Origin of the sequence: Chromobacterium sinusclupearum, assembly GCF_002902845.1 — a bacterium.
Taxonomy (GTDB): domain Bacteria; phylum Pseudomonadota; class Gammaproteobacteria; order Burkholderiales; family Chromobacteriaceae; genus Chromobacterium; species Chromobacterium sinusclupearum.
Genome location: NZ_PPTF01000014.1, coordinates 92940 through 113715 on the forward strand (window position 1 = coordinate 92940; position 20776 = coordinate 113715).

Below are 20776 nucleotides of genomic sequence, written 5' to 3' on the forward strand. Positions count from 1 at the left end.
CGGCGGCGGGCTGACAAACGACTTAGCTTGAGCGCGAGGGCAGCGGCTGAGCCGGTTTGCGCCAGGCTGGGCCGATGGCGAGATTGCACAGCACGATGCCGGCGATGGCCAGCGCGCCGCCGGCCGCCATGGCGGGCGTCAACCGCTCGCCCAGCAGCGCCGCGCCCAGCAGCACCGCCGTCAGCGGATTGAGGGCGATGAAGGCGCCGGAGCGGGTGGGGCCTATCTGCTTGATGCCGTCGTAGTACCAGATATAGGCCAGCGCGGAACCGAGCGCGCCTAGATACAGCAGCCCGGCCCACTGCGCCGGCGTCAGCCGGGCGATGGCGGCCACATCGGCGGCGCCCTGCGCCCAGGTGGCCGCCCACAGCATGGCGGTGCCGAGCAGGATGGACCAGGTGACGGTCTGCAAGGGCCCAAGGCTGCGCGATAGGCCGCGCGAGCCGACGCTGTACACCACCCAGCTGGCCACGCAGCCCAGGATCAGCAGATCGCCGGCCCAGCCGCCGGCCAGCGCGTTGCCGTTCTTGCCGATGATGACCAGCCCGGCGCCGGCCAGGCATAGCGCCACGCCAGAGAGTTTGACCGGCGGCAGCGCTTCTTTCAGCAGGATGAACGACGCCAGCGCGATCATCGCCGGATTCAGCGCGACGATCAGCGAGGCGCGGGCGGCGCTGACGTGTTGCAGGCCGTAGAAGAAGCACAGGTTGTAGCCGAAGATGCCGAAGAAGCCCAACAGCAGCAGCCGCAGCGCCTGTCGGCTGTCCGGTCGGACCAGCGGCGTGCGCGTGGCGGCCAGGAAGGCCAGCAGCGTCAGGCTGGCGATGCCGAAGCGCAGGCTGGCGGCCAACAGCGGCGGCATGCTGCCGGCCAGCAGACGGCCGGCGATGAAGGTGCCGCCCCAGATCACCGAGACCAGGGCCAGTTGCAGATAGAGGCGGGGCGAGGCGTGGCGGTCAGGCATGGAGGGCGGCATCCGTGGCGCGGGCGGCGGCGCGGCGTTGTTCGCAGGCCTGCAGCGTCAGCGGCAGCAGCTCGCGCTGGGCGCGGCTGCCGCCCAGCACGTCCCAGCGGGATTGCTGATCGCGCAGCCGCCGCTGACAGTCGTCGTAGCGGCCATGAGCGAAGTCCAGGATGGCCTGCAGCACGGCGATGCCAGTCTGATGGGTGGCCGCGTCCAGGCCGAAACCGTCGCTCTCTGCGATCAGTTTTTCGATCAGAAACGGCTGCTCGCTGGCGGCGAAGGCCAGCGCGGCGTGCAGACGGTGGAAGTAGGACATCGACGAGCCGATGCTGCCGCTCCACAGGCCTGCCAGCTTGCGCCATTCGCTGTCGAAACGGCGGTCCTCCGGGTGGCGCAGCCGGTATCGCCACAGGAAGGCGACGGCGTCCAGGTCCTGCTTGGCGAACAGGCTGTCCTTCAGCGCGTACATCTCATGAAAGGTTTCGACCGAGCGTTCGGCCTGCTCGCTCTTTTCGTAGGCGATGGCCAGATGCCAGTAGACGTGCATGCGCATGCCGGCATTGTCTATCCACTGCGCGCGGCATTGTTCCAGGAAAATGCACAGTTCCTGCCAGCATTCGCGCTCATGCAGCGCGTGTGCCACCGCGTGGATGCCGTAGATGTTGTCAGGACAGTGGCGCAGCGATTCCAGTCCCAGCTTCAGCGCCGGCTGCGGCTGCCCGGCCTCGACATGGACGAAGGCTTTGATGCCCAGATAGTACGAATACAGCGGATGGCTGGCGTCGATATGTTCATCGAACAGCGCCAGGTCTGGCATCAGTTCCGGCGTCTGGCTGGTGCAGAAGTCGAACATGTGGGCGCAGAACAGCGCGACCACGTCGGTGGGGTATTGCCGCAGATGCTGGCGGAACTGCCGGCGCGCCGCGGTGTAATCAAAGCAGACCCACGCCTGGAAAGCCGCCACCAGTTGCCGCAGCTCCGGGCGCTGGATTTCGTCTTTGTCCAGCTGCTGCAGACAGAGGGTGAACTTGTACAGATCCTTCAGTTCGCAGGAGGTGATGGCGTCGAAACCGACCAGAATCTGGCGGTAGACGGCCTGGCCGCGCTCTTGCGGCTGCAGGCTGTCCGGGATGCCCCGCAGCGACAGGAAGTGGCCGTTGATCTCGGGCCACAGCGTCGAAACGCCGTCGGTGGCGGCGAAAGAGGATGCATTCATGGTGTCCGGCTCCGTGACGGGCATGACGGCATGGCCGTGTCCGGGCGGGCGGGGCCGCCGGCATGCTGGTAGTGGTGATTGTTCTGCTTGTAATTGCATATTTTTATGCCGAATGCGAGTCATGGTAAAATGAGCTTTTACTCATGACCTGGGGCGCAACCATGACGCTGACCCAGCTGCAGATTTTCTCGCTAGTGGCCGAGCTGCAGGGTTTCACCGCCGCTGCGGCGCGGCTGCGCATCTCGCAATCGGCGGTGTCGCACGCCATCCGCCAGCTGGAGCGCGAGCTCGATGTCGAGTTGTTGCAGCGCCGGCAGGGCCGGGTGGAGTTGAGCGACATCGGCCGCCAGCTGTTACCGCGGATGCGCGGCATGCTGGGTCTGGCGGAGACGGTGCGGCAGGAAGCCGCCGACGCGCGCGGCATGCGCCAGGGCACGCTGCGCATCGGCTCGTTTGGCCCCACCTCGTCGATGCGGCTGCTGCCGGCCATTCTGGCCCACTACCGCGCGCAGTATCCCGGCATAGAAATTCATATCGACGAGGGGCCGGACCGTCTGGTGCTGCAATGGCTGCAGGACCGGCGGATCGACGTCGGCTTCGTGGTGCTGCCCGAGCCACGGTTCGATACTTGCGTGCTGCTGGAGGACCAGATGGTGGCGGTGCTGCCGGCCCATCATGCTTTGGCGGAAAGGCCCGCAGTGACGCTGGCCGAGCTATGCGGCGATCCCTTCGTGCTGACTGAGGCCGGCTCCGCCGAGCTGGTCAGCCATCTGTTCCAGGCGGCCCGTCTGCGGCCGAATATCCGTTACCGTTGCGCCCAACTGCTGAGCACGCTGGAAATCGTCGCCAGCGGCGAGGCGGTGACGCTGGTGGCCGAAATGGCGCTGCCCAAGGTACCGTATCCGGCCGGTTATGTCAGCCGGCCTTTGTCGCCGCCGGTGAAGCGCCGCGTCGGGCTGGCGGTGTTGAGCGAGAGCGAAGCCACGCCGGCGGCGCGGGCCTTCCTGCAGCTGGCGGCGCGTTTGCAGCGCGAGGGGCGGTTGGGCGTGTGACATCCCGCCTGCGCCGGCAAGGCCAACACAGCAAGCCAGGTCAAGAAGCCCGCTGCGCGCTGCGGCATAGTGGCGGCCATGGAGGACGGACATGGACAAGACGGACCGCTACGCGCGGCGCTTCGGCACGGTGTTGAACTACATCGAACGACACCTCGACCAGCCGCTCAGCGTGGAACAGTTGAGCCGGGTGGCCCATTTTTCGCCCTTCCATTTTCACCGTCAGTTCTCGGCGTATCTGGGCGTGAGCGTGGCGCGCTATATCTCCTTGCAACGCTTGCGCCGGGCATCGTACTGGCTGGCGTTTCAGCCGCAGCGCGCCATCACGGCGATCGCCCTGGACTGCGGTTTCGACAATCCCGAGTCATTTTCGCGCGCCTTCAGGCAGGCGCTGGGGCAATCGCCCAGCGAATTCCGTCGCCGTCCCGATTGGGCCGGCTGGCATGCGCGGATGACGCCCCCCGTCAGTGAGAGGATGGAAGAAATGGAAGTCAAAATCGTTACCGTCGCGCCTGTCATGGTCGCCGCGCTGGAGCACCAGGGACCGCCGGAGCGGGTCAACGACAGCGCGCTGCGCTTCATCGAGTGGCGCAAGGCGAGCGGCCTGTCGCCGATTGCCAGCAGCCAGACCTACGGCATCGCCTACGACAACCCGGAAACCGTCGAACCGGAGCGATTCCGTTTTGACATTTGCGGCAGCGTCGCGGCGCCGGTGCCAAGCAACCCGCAGGGCGTGGTCACCAAGCAGATTCCCGGCGGCCGCTGCGCGGTGGTGCGCCACCAGGGATCGCACCATCAGTTGGGCGAAAGCGTGTGGTATCTGTACCGTTCGTGGCTGCCGGCCAGCGGCGAGACGCCGCGCGATTTTCCTGTGTATTTCCATTATCTGAACCTGGCCAGCGACACGCCTGAGCATTTGCTGTTGACCGACGTGTACCTGCCGCTGCGCTGATGGGCTTTGGGCCGGCTGTGCCGCTCAGCCGCATCCACTATGCTGAAACCATCAGGCAACACGTTCATTTGGGCGCCGCCGCCGGCGGCGCTTTCCTTTGGAGCGGCGCATGAGTTGGCAGACCCATCAGGTAAGCAATCAATACGACGAGTTACGCGACTACAACCTTTTTGTCACCGACAACGCCCTGCGCGAGGTGCTGGCGCGCACAGGCGGCGGCTGGGCCGAGCCGTGGCTGGTGGGGTATGGCGACCAGCTGGGCCGGGCGGAGACGTTTGAGCAGGCAGAACTGGCCAACCATTTTCCGCCGCAGCTCGCCGCGTTCGACAGCCGAGGACGGCGCATCGACCGGGTCGACTTTCACCCGGCCTGGCATGAGCTGCTGGCGTTGTATCGCAGCCAGGGGCTGGTGTCCCTGCCATTCGATAGCGAGCGGAACGGCCGCTGGGCGGCCTTCCTGGCGGGTTTTTATCTGCATGGCCAAGTCGAGGCCGGATCGTTGTGCCCTGCCACCATGACCGAGGCCGCCATACCGCTGCTGCAGCGGGAGCCGGTGTTGTGGTCGCAGCTCGGCAGCAAGCTGTTCAGCTATGGCCACGACAGCCGCGACGTGCCGCTGGAGGACAAGGCTTCCGCCTGGATAGGCATGGGCATGACCGAAAAGCAGGGCGGTTCCGATGTGCGCGCCAATGCCACCCAGGCCTCGCCGGTCGGGCTGGGCGGGCGCGGCGGCGAATATCTGCTGCGCGGACACAAGTGGTTTTTTTCCGCGCCGATGAGCGACGCCCATCTGGTGGTGGCCAAGACGCCGGATGGCGCGCCGTCCTGCTTCTACGTGCCGCGCTGGCGGCCGGACGGCAGCCGCAACGCGGTGGCGGTGCAGCGGCTGAAGGACAAAGTGGGCAACCGCAGCAATTCCAGCAGCGAAGTCGAGTTCCAAGACGCCTGGGGCGTGCTGATCGGCGAGGCAGGCCGCGGCATTCCCACCATCATCGAGATGGCCACTTATACCCGGCTCAATTGCGTCATCGGCAGCGCCGCCTTGATGCGGCAGGGCGTGGTGCAGGCGCTGGCCTATGCCCGCCAGCGAATGGCTTTCGGCAGGCGGCTGGCGGAGCAGCCCTTGATGCGCGCGGTGCTGACGGAGCTGGCGCTGGAAAGCGAGGCGGCCTTGTGGCTGGCGGCGCGGCTGGCCCAGGCCTTCGAGCGCGATGAGGCGGCGTGGAAGCGGATTGTGTTGCCGGCCGCCAAGTTCTGGGTATGCAAGCGCGCGGTCGAGGTTTGCGGCGAGGCGATGGAGGTCTTCGGCGGCAACGGCTATGTCGATGCCGGGCCGATGGCGCGGCTGTACCGCGAAGCGCCGGTCAACTCGATCTGGGAAGGTTCCGGCAATGTGATGTGCCTGGACATGTTGAAGTCCATCCATCGCGAGCCGGAGGGGTGGCAGCGTTTGCTCAGCGAGTTGCGGATGCTGGCGGGGGACGATGCGGACTTGCGCACGGCGCTGGCGGATTTGCGCGATTTGTCGGCCTGGCCGGCGGAGGAGCTGGAAATCCAGGGACGGCGCTTGGCCCAGTCCCTGGTTCTGACGGTTCAAGGCTGCCTGTTGCGCGCCTATGCGCCGCAGCAGGTGGCCGACGGCTTCATCGTCAGCCGCATCGCCGATGCCTGCTGGGGACCGGTGCTGGGGGCGCTGGACGCCCGACGGATGGATGTGGCCGCCTTGTTGCGGCGGGCGTTTCCAGAGTGAAGCGCCAAGCGCTTTGGCATCGCTCCCCTTGCCCGCCAATGTCCGCAGGAGACTCAGATTAGGAATTGTCCCCCTAACGCCAAGTGCAGCGATACGCGGTTGTCCAAGCGGGTGCTCTGCAAGCGAAGCAGGCTGGCTTGGACCGCCGCAAGGCTCAGCTTCTGCTGCAACAACTGGTAATTGTCTATCCTGCCTACCTGTTTTTGCAGCGACGCGTACTGTACCGAGCGCGCCAGCGAGTCGGCTTGAGTTTGCAGCGCGCGCTCGCGTTGCTTCAGCATTCGTTCGCCAGTCAAGCTGTTTTCCACTTCGGCCAGCGCGTTCAGCGCGGCCCGGTTGTAGGCGGCCAGCGCCTCGCGTTGCTTTCCGTTCTGCGCCTCTACCTGGGCCGCCAGCTGTCCCCCGGTGAATATCGGAGCCAACAACTGGCCGGTAACCGCCCAAAGCGGGTTGTCTATGCCGGACTTGAGCAGAACTGCCGAGTCCTCTATGTAAGCCACCCCTCCCGTCAGTTTGAGCGAAGGCAGCCGCGCGCGCTTGGCTGCCTCCACGCCATAGAAAGCTGCGGCAAAACGCTGTTCGGAAGCCAAAACGTCCGGACGGCGGCTCAGCATTTCAGATGGGATGCCGGCCGGGAGGGCGTCCGACGCAGCAGGCAAGGGGCCGAGCGTGGCCAGCTCTCCTGACGGATACCGGCCCAGCAGCACCTCCAGCGCGCGGCGAGCCTGATATTGCGCTTGTTCGAGGGTCAGCAACTGCTGGCGTTGCGCCTCCATTGCGGCCTGATGCAATGCCACATCCTGACGCGTGTTGCGCCCCACTTTCTGGCCTACCTCGATCAAAGCCAGCTGCTGCTGCGACATGTCCAGCATCTGCCGGGCGATTTCCAGCTGCTGCGCATTTTCCTTGAGCGCGATCCAGCCGCGGACCACATTGGCCGCGAGTGATTGCCGGGCATAGAGCAGATCCTGCGCCGATGCCTGGAAGCGGGAATGGGCCGCGTTTTGCTCTGCGGACAGCCGTCCCCAAAGATCCGCCTCCCATGTGGTGACCAACCCGATGCCGGAAGTGCTCATGCTGGAAGTCGGCAGCGTGGAGTTGCCGACTTGCCCGCCAAGCGCCACGGTCGGCAGTTTGGCCCCGGCAGCCGCTTTGAGCGCGGCCTGCGCCTGCTCGGTTCTGGCCGCAGCCTGCTTCAAGTCCGCGTTGTAGCGAATGGCTTCTTCTATCAGCGCGCGCAGCTTGGCGTCGATGGCAAAACCGAGCACGGCGGCGTCGAACTCCCCGGATGCCGGCGAGCTCCAGCGCGAGGGCAGCTGCGCGTGTTCTAGCGTCAATGATTGACGCTCCGGAGGAGAGACGGCGCACCCCATCAGCGCCAGGCCGACGAGGCCGGGTAGTAGCATTGTTGCCTTGGGCATCCCGATCTCCTCAGTGCAGCTTCAGCACAAGATAGTTGAACAGGGATTGCGCGCGGATCATCACCATGCGCAGCAGGTGCAGCGGCGCGAGTTTTTCGGTGTAGACGGCCGCTCCGCCCCTGGCGCCCATGGGGATGACCGCTTGTTCTTCCCCTTCTTGCTGAATGGGCGTCAGTTTGACTGCGTACTTTTGCGCCAGAGGCGCGGGCGCCATTTCTACCGGCGCATTGGGCACCTGGCCGGACTGCAGCAGCTGGCCCTGGCCATTGGCCCAGACGATGCTGTCCACCTTGGCCTTCACCAGTTGGCCTGGTAGCGTCTGGAAGGCTATTTCGGCTTTGTCGCCGGGCTGGATGTAGCGCAGTTCGTTCTGTGCGAAGAACGCCAGAATGCGTTGCTCGCGTTCCACAAAGCTCAAGGCAGGCTTGAACGGCATGGGAACCAGATAGTTGCCGGGCCGCACGGAGACGTTGATCGGGTAGCCATCAGCGGGGGCCCGGATCACGGTGGAGCGCAAGTCGTAGCGGGCCGAATCCAATTGGGCTTTGATCTGCGCCACGCTGGCCAAGTCGGGACCGACCGTGGCATCCAGCCGGATTTGCGCTTTTGCTTCGCCGCTTTTCGCCGAGGCCAGCGCGGACTCGGCCTTCTTCGTTTCGGTTTGAAAGTTCTCCACATCGTATTCATTGCCTGCGCCCGCCTTGGCCAGCGTTTTGGCCTCCTGCAGACGCTTGCTCATCAGGTCCAGATGCGCCTGAGCCGCCAAGGTGCTGCTTTTCGCGCTATCCAGATCCTGTTTCAGGGTTTTGGCGGAGGCGATGGTATCCGCCAGCTTCGCTTCCAGCTCCCTGACACGCAAGCGGTAGGGCGTATCGTCGATCTCCAGCAGCACGTCGCCCTTTTTAACCAGCGTATTGCCCTCCACCGCCACCCGCGTAACCGTGCCGGCGACGCGCGGGACGATTTCCGAAACGTAGTTGATGACGCGCACGTCGTTGGAGGAGGGGGTGACTACGTTGATCGTGAAAATAATGGTGGCCGCAAGCGCCAGCGCGCCGGTGGCGGCGCCGACCTGGGTTTTGATGTTCCATGGGAACCACTTGAGCTTGATGAATACCAGCCAAACCAGCGCGCAGTATCCGCCGATGATCATTTCAAGCATGATCGCCTCCTTCGGCGCGACTGGCCTCGCCTGCTATTTTCTCCTGCGACGCCATAATCAGAGCGCGCTTTTTCGACAGCTGCTGCAGCTTTTCCTGCAGCAGCACGATTTCATCATCGACAATCGCCAAGTCCAGTGGTTGTCCGCCATGGGCTCCATCAGGCTTGAGGAAAAAGTCGTCATGCTTGTCCGTGCCGTAAGCCGCTTTGTAGGAGGTGGGTTTGGTGAACGCCCACAGCCAGGCGAGCGGCCACAGCAAGCCACCGAAAGCGAGCGACAACAGGCACAGTACCTGGATGGCGCGTTTTTGCGGGTGGTGGTGTTTTTCCGCGAAGACTTCAGGCAGTACGTGTACCTTCCAAAATAGATACAGGGCGGCAAGTGGTACGGCCACCACGACAACCCATACCATCACGTCGGCTATTTTTTCCTCCATCCCGGGGGGCATGGCCCAGACGGGCTGGGACATCAGCGCGCAGCTGCCAGCTGCGAGCAGGAACATATATCTGCCAGCGACTCTCATCGGTCTCTCCATAATCAAAAAGTGTTCGGATCCGTCTGTTTGCATTCCGGCCAAAGCGCCAGGCGGTCAGCGCATCACCATCGCCGGAGGGCTATCCAGGAAAATATTTCGCAACTGCGCCGTCAGCCACTGAATGCCCTGATCATTTCCCTGGCTGCCGTGGATGCTGAGATAAATGGGCACGCGCCGCAGAGGGAATGGCAGCGGCAGAATGCGTAGCGCCAGGGTGTCTTCCCATAATCTGGCCAGGCGGGCGGTGGTGACGCATAACAGCTCGCTTCGCGCCGCCGCCGCCATCACATGCAGCAGGGAGTCGCTGCGGTAGCGCACATTGCGCGTGGGCAGCGGCGCATCGCACAGTTGATACAGGTACAGACTGCCGCAGCGCCCTTCGGTCAGCGTGGCGTGATTCTCGATGAAGAACTGATCCAGGCTCAGGCCGCCGCCAATTCTCGGGTGGCTGCGCGAGCAGGCAACGACCAGTTCTTCCTCTCCCACGCATTGCTGCAGGATCGAAGGGTGGTTGATGGGCAGCGAGCCCAGATAAATGTCGGCCTGCCGCTCGGACAACATCTCGATCGGTTTGTGGAAATTATCTTCTTCCGCCCGGAAGGTGATGCGCAAGCCAGGCGCCTCCCGGCTCCACGCGGAACAGTGGGCCAGAAAAATCTGATCGAAGTAACTTTGCCCGGCCAAAACGAACTGGCGTTTGCTGCGAGCCGGGTCGAAATCATCGTCCATGCCCAAGGCGTTGGCGATGCGGTACAGCTCCTCGCATACGGACGCGTGCAGCTGGTGCGCATAAAGCGTGGGCGCAATGCCCCGGCCCTTCCTGACAAACAACGGTTTGCCCAGCGAGTCGCGCAGCCGCGACAGCGCGAGGCTAACGGAAGCCGGGGTCAGCTCCAGCTTTTCCGCCGCCTTGGCGACGCTGCCTTGCTGCATCACGGCGTCGAAAACAGTCAGCAGGTTCAGGTCATGGGCTCGCGTTGCCATCGATCTACCTTATGAGGCTTCAATGTCCTTCTGTTTCAGGTGGGCATTGACAGGGGAAAGCGGTTTGGCCACCGGCTTGACAAGGGCACGAGCGGACTAGGTCATAGCCTCTGCACGTACTGCAGGCTCAGGAAATATAGCTGAGGGTGAGGATAGCTTCCTTTGTACAATGGGTTTGATACCTGGGCATTGTCCGATGTCAGATACTCAAGCGATAGGCCGATGCTGGACGATGACGTCGCTTGGTACTGCCCGCCCAGGCCGAAACGCCAGGATTTCCCCGACGGCATCGTCAGCGCGGTATTGCTTTGATCGCGATAGAAACTGCTGTCGAAAGCTACGCCGGCATTCAGGCGCAGCTTGGGCTTCCATTGATATTGCGCGCCCAGCGAAGCATGCCAGCTATTGCGCAGCCTACTCTCGTTGGGAACCGAGGCCGAGGCGATGTCCAGTTCGCTGTCGCCGAAGCGGCTCCAATTCTGCCAACCGGCGCTGCCGAGAATGGCCAGTTGCGGCGAGAGCTGCCGGAAACCGCTCAACATCACTTGACTCGGCGCGTTGACCTGCGCGTTTATCGGCAAAGACAGGTTTCCGAATGCCGCGTCGGCCTGGTAATGGAAGCGGGTTTCGCTTGAGTAGTTCAAACCGACCCGCGTCCGTTCGTCCGGCTTGTAGAGCACCCCCAGCTTGCCGCTCAGCGCCCAGTCGTGGTCTGCCTGGCGGCCCTGTCCGCGCCAGGCATCGCGTTCGAAGGAAAACACGCCGTAATTGACGCCTATCCCGCCCCCTATCGACCACTGCTCATTGAGTCTGTAGGCCGCGCTGGGCTGCAGCGTGACACCCAATAAGGTGCTTTCCCGGATAGCGCCGCTGGCTGCCCAATCGCCGAAATCCAGACCTATGCCGAAATTGCCGTACAAACCTATGCCCAGCGCCAGCCTGTCGTCCATTTGCCGGCTATAGAAAATGCTGCCGCTGGGATACCAGCCCAGCACATTGCCGGGGCTGCCCTCCGCGCGCGGCCTGTCTTTGTCCAGCGCATAGGGGATATCGCCGTAGAGCGCTTGTCCATTGATGCTGAGCTGGCTGCCGCTCAGTTCGGTCATTCCTGCCGGATTGCTCGCGATGGTGCTGGGGTCCTGGGCGCGGGCCGCCGCGCCGGCATTGGCCAGCCCGACGTCTTCGGAGCCCAGCTCGTACAGGTACAAACCCGCGGCCGCGCACTTGCAAACAGGCAGCGCGCCTCCCAAGAAGGCGAGAAATAGCAGTCGTTTCATCTTGAAGTCAGCGTGATGCTTTGAGAGTGGATTCGAGGAACAGATGCGCCGCCCGGTTGACGGACGGCGCTGGCGAGCAGGGTTTTACGGCGTGACGATGGGGAACCAGAACTGGAATGTATCCATCATGGACATCAGTTGCGGCAGGGCCTGCTGGTTACCCGTGATGCGGATCTTGCGTTGGGAAATGGCCTCTTCCAGCGTCATCTCCCGCAGCAGAATCGCATTCAGCGTCGTTTTGCTCAGCGTGATGTCTGCATCCGCCTTGCGGTTCAGCTTCCGGCTGTGATTGAGCACGCTGTTTTCCAGATTCAGCCCGCGGTGAATGCCAATGTCGGGGAAGTGAACGTTCAGCGATAGCGTCCGGCCTTCGGCCTTTTGCGGCAACAGGCGAACCGCCAGATAGTCGAACAGCATGTCCGGTGTCATTTCGCGTATGGTGTCCGGCGAGCTGGATTTGGTCGCCGAGCCGGTAGGCAGGCCTTTGCGCAGTTCGCTGGCGCCCTGCAGATAGATGGAGCGCCACGGGCCGGATTCGGCCTGGTAGCCCAGCTGTTCGTAGGCGTCGGCCAGCAGCTCCTTGGCCGGCTGGTTTTTCGGATTGGCGAACACGACATGCTTCAGCACCTCAGCCACCCAGCGGTAATCGCCTTTCTGATAGGACTCGGCGGCTTTTTTCAGCACCGCGTCCTCGCCGCCCATGAATTGAACGTATTTGGGCGCGACCATTTCCGGCGGTTCGTTGTTCAGGCTGGAGGGGTTGCCGTCGTACCAGCCCATATAGCGCTGATAAACAGCGCGGCTGTTATGGCGCAGCGTGCCGTAGTAACCGCGATTGGGCCAGTAGTGGCTCAAGGAAGGCGGCAGCTGGATGGTTTCCGAAATTTCCTCGCCCGTCATCCCCTGGTTCAGCATCCGCACCGATTGGTCGTGAATGTATTTGTACAAATCGCGCTGCTTCTTCAGACCGTCCACGATATTGGCGTTGCCCCAGCTCGGCCAGTGGTGGCTCTGGAAACGGACTTGCACTTGGTCTCCCCAGGTCTCGATGGTGGTGTTCAGCCCGTCCGACCATTTGATCGGGTCGCGCACTTCCGCCCCGCGCAAGGTCAGCAGATTGTGCATGGTGTTGGTGACATTTTCCGCCATCCACAAGGCCTTGAACTGGGGGAACCAAGTATTCATCTCTGCCGGGGCCTCGGTTCCTGGCGTCAACTGGAATACCATTTTCACGCCGTCGATCTCCATTTCCTCGATGCTCTGCTTGATCTCATGCGTCGGCAGCAACAGGCTCACCTGTCCGGACGAGATGGTCTGGCCCAGGCCCGCGTTGATGCTGCCGCGCTCGCCGCGTTCCAGCATCGCGCCGTACATATAGACGGCGCGACGGCTCATCGCATTGCCGGCGATGACGTTTTCCTTGATCGCGTGCTCCGAAAAATGTTCGGGGGCGATGATAGGCACCTTGCCGGACAGCACGTCAGCTTCGCTCACCATGCCGCGCACCCCGCCGTAGTGGTCGGCGTGCGGGTGGCTGTACACCACGGCGACGACCGGGCGCTCGCCCAGCGTCTTGTTGATGAAGTCCAGGGCGGCTTTGCCGGTTTCCTGCGACAGCAGCGTGTCGAATACGATCCAGCCGGTTTTGCCTTCGATGAACGTCGCGTTGGAGAGGTCGAAGCCGCGTATCTGGTAGATATGGTCCGCGACCTTGTACAGGCCGTATTCCATGTTCAACTGGGCATTGCGCCACAGGCTCGGGTTGACGGTGTCCGGCGCGGATTTGTTGCTAGAGATGAAGCGCTTGTAGCTCTCCATGTCCCACACCACATTGCCCTTGTCGTCTTTGATTTGCATGAAATCCGGGCGGGCGATGAATCCCCGGCTGGCGTCGACAAAGTCGCGGGTATCGTCAAACGGCAGCTCGGCCAGAACTTTCCGGTTGGCCTCCCGGGTGAATTCGGTTGCCGGCTTGGGTATCACGTCAGCCATGGCGGCACCTGCCAGATTCACCGATATCAGCGCCAGGCACAGCGTTTTCATTTTATTCATCGCATCGCTTTCCATGTAAATTTAGAAATACGATGCTAACGACGCGCGCGCGATTGATCGATGCGCGTCGCCATATTCAATTCTTTAAGAAAATTTAATATTCATCGCATTCGCCATGCCTGAGGCATGGCGGTTTCCCTAGGGCATCTTCCGATGAGCTACAGATGTAGGGAGCAGCTTCCTGCCAAGCCCGCTCACGGCTAAGCCTTTTCAAAACAGCCTGTTAGCGCAATGAACAGCGAAGCCGAGGCTCGCTTTTCGCAGCCTTGAGCGGGATGCCGGTCCGCGGCATTCAGACTTGGCCGGTTTGGGATGATCCCCTATGCAGACAACGATTATGCTGAGCATGACTTCGACCCGCTTGCGCTGTGGGGCGCGGCGCTGTTCCGGAAGCCGATGGCTGTGCGCCAGAAAGCGAACGGTCTGGGAAATGCCGGGGGCTCTGATTAACCGGCGTTCGCCGGCGCTGGCGGAGCGGCATGGGGGAGTGAATGATCCGAGGGACGGCGAGAGTGGCGTCGGGATGGATTTTTGCGGGCAAGGCGTCAAATGCATCAAGGGGTTGCAAGAAAAATCTTGCAACCCCTTGATGTTATTGGTGGCGAATCAGGGACTCGAACCCCGGACCTGCGGATTATGATTCCGTCGCTCTAACCGACTGAGCTAATTCGCCGTGAGAACCCGCTTGCGCGTTTTCTCTAAACTGTGGTGGCGAATCAGGGACTCGAACCCCGGACCTGCGGATTATGATTCCGTCGCTCTAACCGACTGAGCTAATTCGCCACGTTTTCGATGCGCTTGCACCGAGACGCGAACTATACGCAGCGACTAATGGGCTGTCAAGTCCGCTTCCGAAAAAATCACAGCGTGTAGCAGCGGTCGCCGCGGGTGAAGCCCAGCCAGTCTATCGATACGCCTTTGCCGAAGCCTATCGCCTTGAAGGTTTCGCCCATTTCCTGCGGCGACAGCAGCCGCTGCGCGGCCTTGGCCACCGGCAGATAGGTTTTGACGTCGTTGGCGTCCCATTGCTGCAGCAGATCGGTCAGGCCGCAGTTGAGCAGGAACTGGGCCTGGCTGGTGTAGCCAATCAGGTCCAGACCCGCGTCTATGCCGCTCTGCGCGACGGCGGTGAAGTCGACGTGGCAGGTCAGGTCCATCAGGCCGGGCAGGTAGAACGGGTCCTGTACCGTGTGGTGGCGGTAGTGGCCCAAGAGCGTGCCCATGCTGCGTTCCGGGTGATAGTACTCGGACGCCGCATGGCCGTAGTCGATCATCACCATGGCGCCGCGCTTCAGCGCGCCGGCCACGGTGGCGATGAAGCCGCGGTTGGCCAGGCTGATTTCGGTTTCGTAGCGCGGGATGTCCGGCAGCAGCTGCGCGGCCAGCTCAGCCAGGCGGGCATCGGCGAAGTCGCGGTCTTCGTAGCAGAGGGCGCCGTCGCGTATCGTCACCCCGCGCTGGCGCAGCTGGCGGTTTTCGTCGCGGAACACCATTTCGCAGGGCATGGCGTCCAGCAATTCGTTGCCGATGACGATGCCGTCGATGGCGTCCGGCAGCCGGCTGGCCCATTCGACGCGATCCGCCAAGTGCGGCAGCGCGGCGCGGATATTGTCTCGCTGGCGGTCTATCAAGTCCGGCGACAAGTCCAGGATGACGTATTTCTGCGGCAAACAGCCCAGCGTTTCCAGCGCGGCCAGCAGGTCTATCGCCAGCCTGCCGGTGCCGGCGCCGAATTCGTAGATCGCGCCGGCCGTTTGCGGCAGCAGTTCAGCCAGCTGGCGCGCGAGGCATTGGCCAAACAGCGGCGTCAGTTCCGGCGCGGTGATGAAGTCGCCGGCTTCGCCGAGCTTGCGGCTGCCGGCGGCGTAGTAACCCATGCCGGGCGCGTACAGCGCCAATTCCATATAATGCGAAAACGGTATCCAGCCGCCCGCTTGCGCTATCGCTTCGCGGATGCGGCCGCACAGGGCCTGGCTGACGGCCAGCGCCTCGGGGCTGGCGGCGGGTAGGGTGGTCATGGTTTTCGTCCTGCTACAATGTGGCGCGATTGTGGTGCAAAGCGCCGTCCCCGTGAAGGGGCAATTCGAAATGAGGAAGCAATGCTAACAGAGCAACAACAAGATGAGCGTGTGGTCCTGATTACCGGCGGCGCGCGGCGGGTGGGGGCGGGCATCGCCCGTTTGCTGCATGGCCGCGGCCTGCGGCTGGTGCTGCATTACCGCGGCTCTCGCGCCGCGGCCGAGGCGCTGGTGGCGGAGTTGAACGCCAGCCGTCCGGATAGCGCGAAGCTGGTCCAGGCCGATTTGCTGGACACGGCGGCGCTGCCGGCTTTGGCCGAGGCGGCGGTGGCGGCGTTTGGCCGCTTGGACGGGCTGGTGAACAACGCGTCCAGTTTTTTTCCGACCGAAGTGGGCCAGATCGACGAGGCGGCCTGGCACGACCTGATGGGCAGCAATCTGAAAGCGCCCTTGTTCCTGAGCCAGGCACTGGCGCCGGAACTGACGCGCCGCGGCGGCGCCATCGTCGGCATCGCCGACATCCACGTCGACCGGCCGATGGCGCGCCATGTGGTGTACAACCTGGCCAAGGCCGGCCATGCCCAGCTGATCCGCAGCCTGGCGATCGAGCTGGCGCCGGCGGTGCGCGTCAACGGCGTGGCGCCCGGCGTCAATCTGTGGCCGGAGGATGAGGCATCGTTCAGCCCGGAGGCGCGCGCCAGGATAGAAGCCACCATTCCGCTGCAACGCACCGGCGTGCCGGAAGACATCGCCCGCGCGGTGGCTTTCCTGCTGCTGGACGCCGGCTATGTCACCGGGCAGATCCTGGCGGTGGATGGCGGACGCAGCATCGTGCTGTAACGGTTTTTCGCCGCCATGGATTTTGGCGGCGGAAAACGGTAAAATCGCCTGTTTTTCAATTTCTTAGCCGCATCCCGATGTCCGAACAGAACGCCGTGCTCGACGACAAAGCCAAGAAGGCCGCGTTTGAAGGCAACAAGCTGGCCAAGCGCCTGCGTCACCATGTCGGTGACGCCATCAATGATTTCAATATGATCGAAGAAGGCGACCGGGTGATGGTCTGCCTGTCCGGCGGCAAGGACAGCTATACCTTGCTGGACATCCTGCTGGGCTTGCAGAAGTCCGCGCCTATCCACTTCTCCATCGTCGCGGTCAATCTGGACCAGAAGCAGCCGGGCTTCCCGGAGCATGTGCTGCCGCAGTATCTGGAGTCCATCGGCGTGGAGTACCGCATCGTCGAGGAAGACACCTACTCCATCGTCAAGCGGCTAGTGCCGGAAGGCAAGACCACCTGCAGCCTGTGCTCGCGCCTGCGCCGCGGCATCCTGTACCGCGTGGCCGACGAGTTGGGCGCCACCAAGATCGCGCTGGGCCACCATCGAGACGACATCCTGCATACGCTGTTCCTGAACATGTTCTACGGCGGCAAGATGAAGTCGATGCCGCCCAAGCTGGTGTCCGACGACGGCCGCCACATGGTGATCCGCCCGCTGGCCTATTGCCGCGAAAAGGACATCATCCGCTACGCCGATTGGAAAGCGTTCCCGATCATTCCGTGCAATCTGTGCGGCTCGCAACCCAATCTGCAGCGCCAGGTGGTGAAGGAAATGGTCAACGACTGGGACAAGCGTTTCCCAGGCCGCGTGGAGAGCATGTTCCGCGCGCTGCAAAACGTCGTCCCGTCGCATCTGGCCGATCCGACGCTGTTCGACTTTGTCGGTTTGAAGACCGGCGACGCGCCGTTCGCCGATGGCGACACCGCCTTCGACAAGGAAGAGTTCCGCGATCCGGCGCCGGATGCGGATGACGTTGATGAGGCACCGAAGAAGCGCACCATCAGCATTCTGGACTCCCGTCCCAAGGAAGACAGCTGTGGCGCGTAGGGCTTTGCATCCGTTCCGCCGCCGCGTGCGCGCCGCGGTGGAGGAAATGCCGGAAGTGGAAATCTCGGAAGAGGGCAATATCCGCTCGCTGCACCTGGGTTCGGAAACCATCCAGAGTTCGATGGACCTGGACGATCCGGCCGATCTGGTGCTCAGCTACAGCCGGGCGATGATGGGTTTCCTACTGTGGAACGACAACCCGCAGCACATCCTGCAGATCGGCCTGGGCGGCGGCTCGTTCGCCCGCTTCATCGACGAATATCTGCCGGACGCGGTCAGCGTGGCGGTGGACATCAATCCGCAGGTGATCGCGGTGGCGCGCGCGTTTTTCCAGCTGCCGGAGGAGGGCGATTTCTTCGAGATCGTCGAGGCCGACGGCGCGGACTACGTGAAGATCTTCCGCGGCTCCACCGACGCCATCCTGGTGGACGGCTTCGACGGCCTGCAGATCGTCGACGCGCTGACCACGGAGGACTTTTTCGAGGACTGCAAGCGCGCGCTGAGCCCGAAGGGCGTATTCGTCACCAATTGGTGGAGCGGCGACAAGCGCTACCACAGCTTCATCGAGCGTCTGTTGAACGTTTTTGAAGGTCGGGTGATCGAATTGCCTGCGGCCACTCACGGCAACGTCGCGGTCATGGCTTTCCGCCAGAGCCCGACGCTGACGCAGTGGGAGGCGCTGAAGAAACGCGCTGACGAGCTGGAAGGACGCTTTGGCTTGGAGTTTGGCGAATTCGTCAACCGGCTGAAGCAAACCAACCAGCAGACCGCCGGCCACCTGCTGATCTGAGCCAGGACAAATCCGCCGCAAAATCGGCGGATCGGTTACGTTTGCTTACCCAAAAGCCGGCGCGGCGCGGCGTATAATGCCAAGCTGCATGCGCGTTGCGCGCCGGTTTCGGGCTGCGGGCCCGGGTCAGACGTGGCGGGACAATACAGTCAGTACCGAATGACCGGGCGGTGGACGGGCGTCCGCCGCTCAAGCTTTTACATCCTGTTGGGACATTCATCGTGATCAAGCAGCAACTGCTCAATCGTATCGCGGACAAATCCGCTGTGATCGGCATCGTGGGGCTGGGCTATGTCGGCCTGCCGCTGATGCTGCGTTTCGCCGAAGTCGGCTACAAGGTGCTGGGCTTCGACATCGACCAGAGCAAGGTCGATGCCTTGATGGCCGGCAAGAGCTATATCGAGCACATTTCCGCCGACAGCATCGCCACCGCCCTGACCCGCGGTTTCGAAGCCACCACCGACTTTTCCCGCGCCGGCGAAGCCGACACCCTGATCCTGTGCGTGCCGACCCCGCTGAACAAATACCGCGAGCCGGACCTGTCCTTCGTGCTGAATACCATCGACAGCCTGGTGCCCTTCCTGCGCGAAGGCCATCTGGTCTCGCTGGAGTCCACCACCTATCCGGGCACCACCGACGAAGAACTGCTGCCGCGCATCGAGTCGCGCGGCCTGAAGATCGGCGAAAACGCCTTCCTGGTGTTCTCGCCGGAGCGCGAAGATCCGGGCAATCCGGACTTCACCACCCGCACCATTCCCAAGGTATGCGGCGGCGTGACCGAAGCCTGCCAGGAAATCGGCGTGGCGCTGTACGGCGCGGTGATCGACAAAGTGGTGCCGGTGTCGTCCACCCGCGCCGCGGAAATGACCAAGCTCTTGGAGAACATCCACCGCGCGGTCAACATCGGCCTGGTCAACGAGATGAAGATCGTCGCCGACAAGATGGGCATCGACATCCACGAAGTGATCCGCGCCGCGGCCACCAAACCGTTCGGCTTCGTGCCCTACTATCCGGGCCCGGGCCTGGGCGGCCACTGCATCCCGATCGACCCGTTCTACCTGACCTGGAAGGCGCGCGAATACGGCGTCAACACCCGCTTCATCGAGCTGGCCGGCGAAGTGAACTCCAATATGCCGGACTATGTGGTGTCCAAGGTGGCGGCCGCGCTGAACCTGCGCAAGAAGGCCATCAACGGCAGCAAGGTGCTGGTGCTCGGCATCGCCTACAAGAAGAACGTCGACGACATGCGCGAAAGCCCGTCGGTGTTCCTGATGGAAAAACTGCGCGATCTGGGCGCGGAAGTGTCCTACAGCGACCCGCACGTGCCGGTGTTCCCGAAGATGCGCGAGCACCACTTCGAGCTGTCCAGCGTGCCGCTGACCGCCGAGTCCATCGCCAGCTATGATTGCGTGCTGCTGGCCACCGACCACGACAAGTTCGACTACGAGCTGCTGAAGGCCAAGGCCCAGCTGCTGGTGGACAGCCGCGGCAAGTACCTGCAGCCGGCCGACAATATCGTCAAGGCTTGATTTTTTTGCCACGAAACCCACGAAATCCACGAAAGCCAAACCCGGAAGCGGGGCGGTTTTCGTGTTTTGCAGTGGGTTTCGTGGCTCATAAAGGTATCGCGTAATATGCAAACCCTGCACCTTCCCCCGATCACCGACCGCAAGATCCGCTTCGCCCTGGTGGGCTGCGGCCGCATCGCCAACAACCATTTCGGCGCGCTGGAAAAGCACGCCGACCGCGCCGAGCTGGTGGATGTTTGCGATATCGATCCGGCCGCGCTGAAAGCCGCCGTCGAGCGCACCGGCGCCCGCGGCCATGCCAGCCTGACTGATATGCTGGCGCAAACCAACGCCGACATCGTCATCCTGACCACGCCGTCCGGCCTGCATCCGACGCAGAGCATCGAGTGTTCCGAGGCGGGCTTCCATGTGATGACCGAGAAGCCGATGGCCACCCGCTGGGAAGATGGCCTGGAAATGGTCAAGGCGGCGGACAAGGCAAAGAAATACCTGTTCGTGGTCAAGCAGAACCGCCGCAACGACACGCTGCAGCTATTGAAGCGCGCGATGACGGAAAAGCGCTTCGGCCGCATCTACATGGTCAACGTCAATGTGTTCTGGACCCGTCCGCAAGAGTATTACGACGCGGCCGGCTGGCGCGGCACCTGGGAGTTCGACGGCGGCGCCTTCATGAACCAGGCCAGCCACTATGTCGACCTGTTGGATTGGCTGATCGGCCCGGTGGAGAGCGTGCAGGCCTACACCGCCACCTTGGCGCGCAACATCGAGGTGGAAGACACCGGCACCGTCAGCGTCAAGTGGCGCTCCGGCGCGCTAGGCAGCATGAACGTCACCATGCTGACCTACCCGAAGAATCTGGAAGGCAGCATCACCATCCTGGGCGAAAAGGGTTCGGTGCGCGTCGGCGGCGTGGCCGTCAACGAAATCCAGCACTGGGAATTCGCCGAGCCGCATGCCATGGACGACGAGATCAAGAATGCCAGCTACGCGACGACCAGCGTGTATGGCTTCGGCCACCCGCTGTACTACGACAACGTGATCAAGACCATGCGCGGCGAAGCCACGCCGGAAACCGACGGCCGCGAGGGCTTGAAGTCGCTGGAGCTGCTGATCGCGATGTACCTGTCCGCCCGCGACGGCCGCCGCGTCAGCCTGCCGCTGGATTACTGATTATCGTTTGGCCACGAAAAC

General features: G+C 63.0%; 17 protein-coding genes and 2 tRNA genes. 8 read left to right on the plus strand and 11 right to left on the minus strand.

Features of this window, described 5'->3' with window-relative positions; translation table 11 throughout:
• Positions 1-22 precede the first annotated feature (22 nt).
• Together C2134_RS03580 and C2134_RS03585 are read right to left on the minus strand one after the other, a co-directional pair.
• The gene (locus C2134_RS03580) at positions 23-964 is read right to left on the minus strand and encodes a DMT family transporter (protein WP_199179867.1); all 942 of its coding nucleotides are present in this window, start codon (positions 962-964) and stop codon (positions 23-25) included.
• Positions 957-2180, minus strand: coding sequence for a tetratricopeptide repeat protein (locus C2134_RS03585; protein ID WP_233196343.1), 1224 nt, complete (start codon positions 2178-2180; stop codon positions 957-959). Before C2134_RS03585 ends, C2134_RS03580 begins: the two co-directional genes overlap by 8 nt.
• A 161-nt stretch (positions 2181-2341) precedes the next feature.
• On the opposite strand from C2134_RS03585, the gene C2134_RS03590 reads away from it, so the two are divergent.
• From C2134_RS03590 to C2134_RS03600, 3 genes are all read left to right on the plus strand, one after another.
• Positions 2342-3232, plus strand: a complete 891-nt coding sequence (locus C2134_RS03590; RefSeq protein WP_103317641.1) for a LysR family transcriptional regulator — start codon at positions 2342-2344, stop codon at positions 3230-3232.
• A 91-nt stretch (positions 3233-3323) separates the two neighbouring features.
• Entirely contained in the window at positions 3324-4184 is an 861-nt protein-coding gene (locus C2134_RS03595; protein ID WP_103317578.1) for an AraC family transcriptional regulator, read from the plus strand.
• 109 nt (positions 4185-4293) lie between these two features.
• On the plus strand, positions 4294-5934 hold the full coding sequence (locus tag C2134_RS03600) for an acyl-CoA dehydrogenase family protein (RefSeq protein WP_103317579.1): 1641 nt from the start codon (positions 4294-4296) through the stop codon (positions 5932-5934).
• Positions 5935-5987: 53 nt separating this feature from the next.
• Here C2134_RS03600 and C2134_RS03605 read toward each other — a convergent pair whose 3' ends face one another.
• From C2134_RS03605 to C2134_RS03645, 9 genes are all read right to left on the minus strand, one after another.
• Positions 5988-7355: an efflux transporter outer membrane subunit gene (locus C2134_RS03605; protein ID WP_103317581.1), complete on the minus strand. Its 1368-nt coding sequence runs from the start codon at positions 7353-7355 to the stop codon at positions 5988-5990.
• A gap of 10 nt (positions 7356-7365) precedes the next feature.
• Positions 7366-8517 carry an HlyD family secretion protein gene (locus tag C2134_RS03610; RefSeq protein WP_043641298.1) on the minus strand — a complete coding sequence of 384 codons (1152 nt, stop codon included), beginning with the start codon at positions 8515-8517 and terminating at the stop codon, positions 7366-7368.
• Positions 8510-9040: a DUF3302 domain-containing protein gene (locus tag C2134_RS03615; RefSeq protein ID WP_199153941.1), complete on the minus strand. Its 531-nt coding sequence runs from the start codon at positions 9038-9040 to the stop codon at positions 8510-8512. The genes C2134_RS03610 and C2134_RS03615 overlap by 8 nt, the downstream gene beginning before the upstream one ends.
• A 66-nt stretch (positions 9041-9106) precedes the next feature.
• Positions 9107-10036 carry a LysR substrate-binding domain-containing protein gene (locus tag C2134_RS03620; protein WP_103317583.1) on the minus strand — a complete coding sequence of 310 codons (930 nt, stop codon included), beginning with the start codon at positions 10034-10036 and terminating at the stop codon, positions 9107-9109.
• Positions 10037-10137: 101 nt separating this feature from the next.
• Entirely contained in the window at positions 10138-11313 is a 1176-nt protein-coding gene (locus C2134_RS03625; RefSeq protein WP_103317584.1) for an OmpP1/FadL family transporter, read from the minus strand.
• 84 nt (positions 11314-11397) lie between these two features.
• Entirely contained in the window at positions 11398-13365 is a 1968-nt protein-coding gene (locus C2134_RS03630; RefSeq protein WP_199179868.1) for an alkyl/aryl-sulfatase, read from the minus strand.
• Between the two features lie 596 nt (positions 13366-13961).
• Positions 13962-14038: transfer RNA gene (locus C2134_RS03635), tRNA-Met, on the minus strand.
• A 33-nt stretch (positions 14039-14071) separates the two neighbouring features.
• Positions 14072-14148, minus strand: a tRNA-Met gene (locus tag C2134_RS03640).
• Positions 14149-14225: 77 nt separating this feature from the next.
• Positions 14226-15383, minus strand: a complete 1158-nt coding sequence (locus C2134_RS03645; RefSeq protein ID WP_103317586.1) for a class I SAM-dependent methyltransferase — start codon at positions 15381-15383, stop codon at positions 14226-14228.
• Between the two features lie 81 nt (positions 15384-15464).
• Between C2134_RS03645 and C2134_RS03650 the strand changes: the two genes are divergently transcribed.
• From C2134_RS03650 to C2134_RS03670, 5 genes are all read left to right on the plus strand, one after another.
• Positions 15465-16223, plus strand: a complete 759-nt coding sequence (locus C2134_RS03650) for a pteridine reductase (RefSeq protein ID WP_103317587.1) — start codon at positions 15465-15467, stop codon at positions 16221-16223.
• 77 nt (positions 16224-16300) lie between these two features.
• Positions 16301-17266, plus strand: a complete 966-nt coding sequence (ttcA, locus tag C2134_RS03655) for a tRNA 2-thiocytidine(32) synthetase TtcA (protein WP_103317589.1) — start codon at positions 16301-16303, stop codon at positions 17264-17266.
• Positions 17256-18056 carry a polyamine aminopropyltransferase gene (locus C2134_RS03660; RefSeq protein ID WP_103317590.1) on the plus strand — a complete coding sequence of 267 codons (801 nt, stop codon included), beginning with the start codon at positions 17256-17258 and terminating at the stop codon, positions 18054-18056. The genes ttcA and C2134_RS03660 overlap by 11 nt, the downstream gene beginning before the upstream one ends.
• Before the next feature lie 224 nt (positions 18057-18280).
• On the plus strand, positions 18281-19585 hold the full coding sequence (locus tag C2134_RS03665) for a nucleotide sugar dehydrogenase (RefSeq protein ID WP_103317647.1): 1305 nt from the start codon (positions 18281-18283) through the stop codon (positions 19583-19585).
• Between the two features lie 105 nt (positions 19586-19690).
• Positions 19691-20755 (plus strand): Gfo/Idh/MocA family protein, encoded by a 1065-nt coding sequence (locus C2134_RS03670; protein WP_103317592.1) that lies wholly within the window; start codon positions 19691-19693, stop codon positions 20753-20755.
• Positions 20756-20776: the final 21 nt, after the last annotated feature.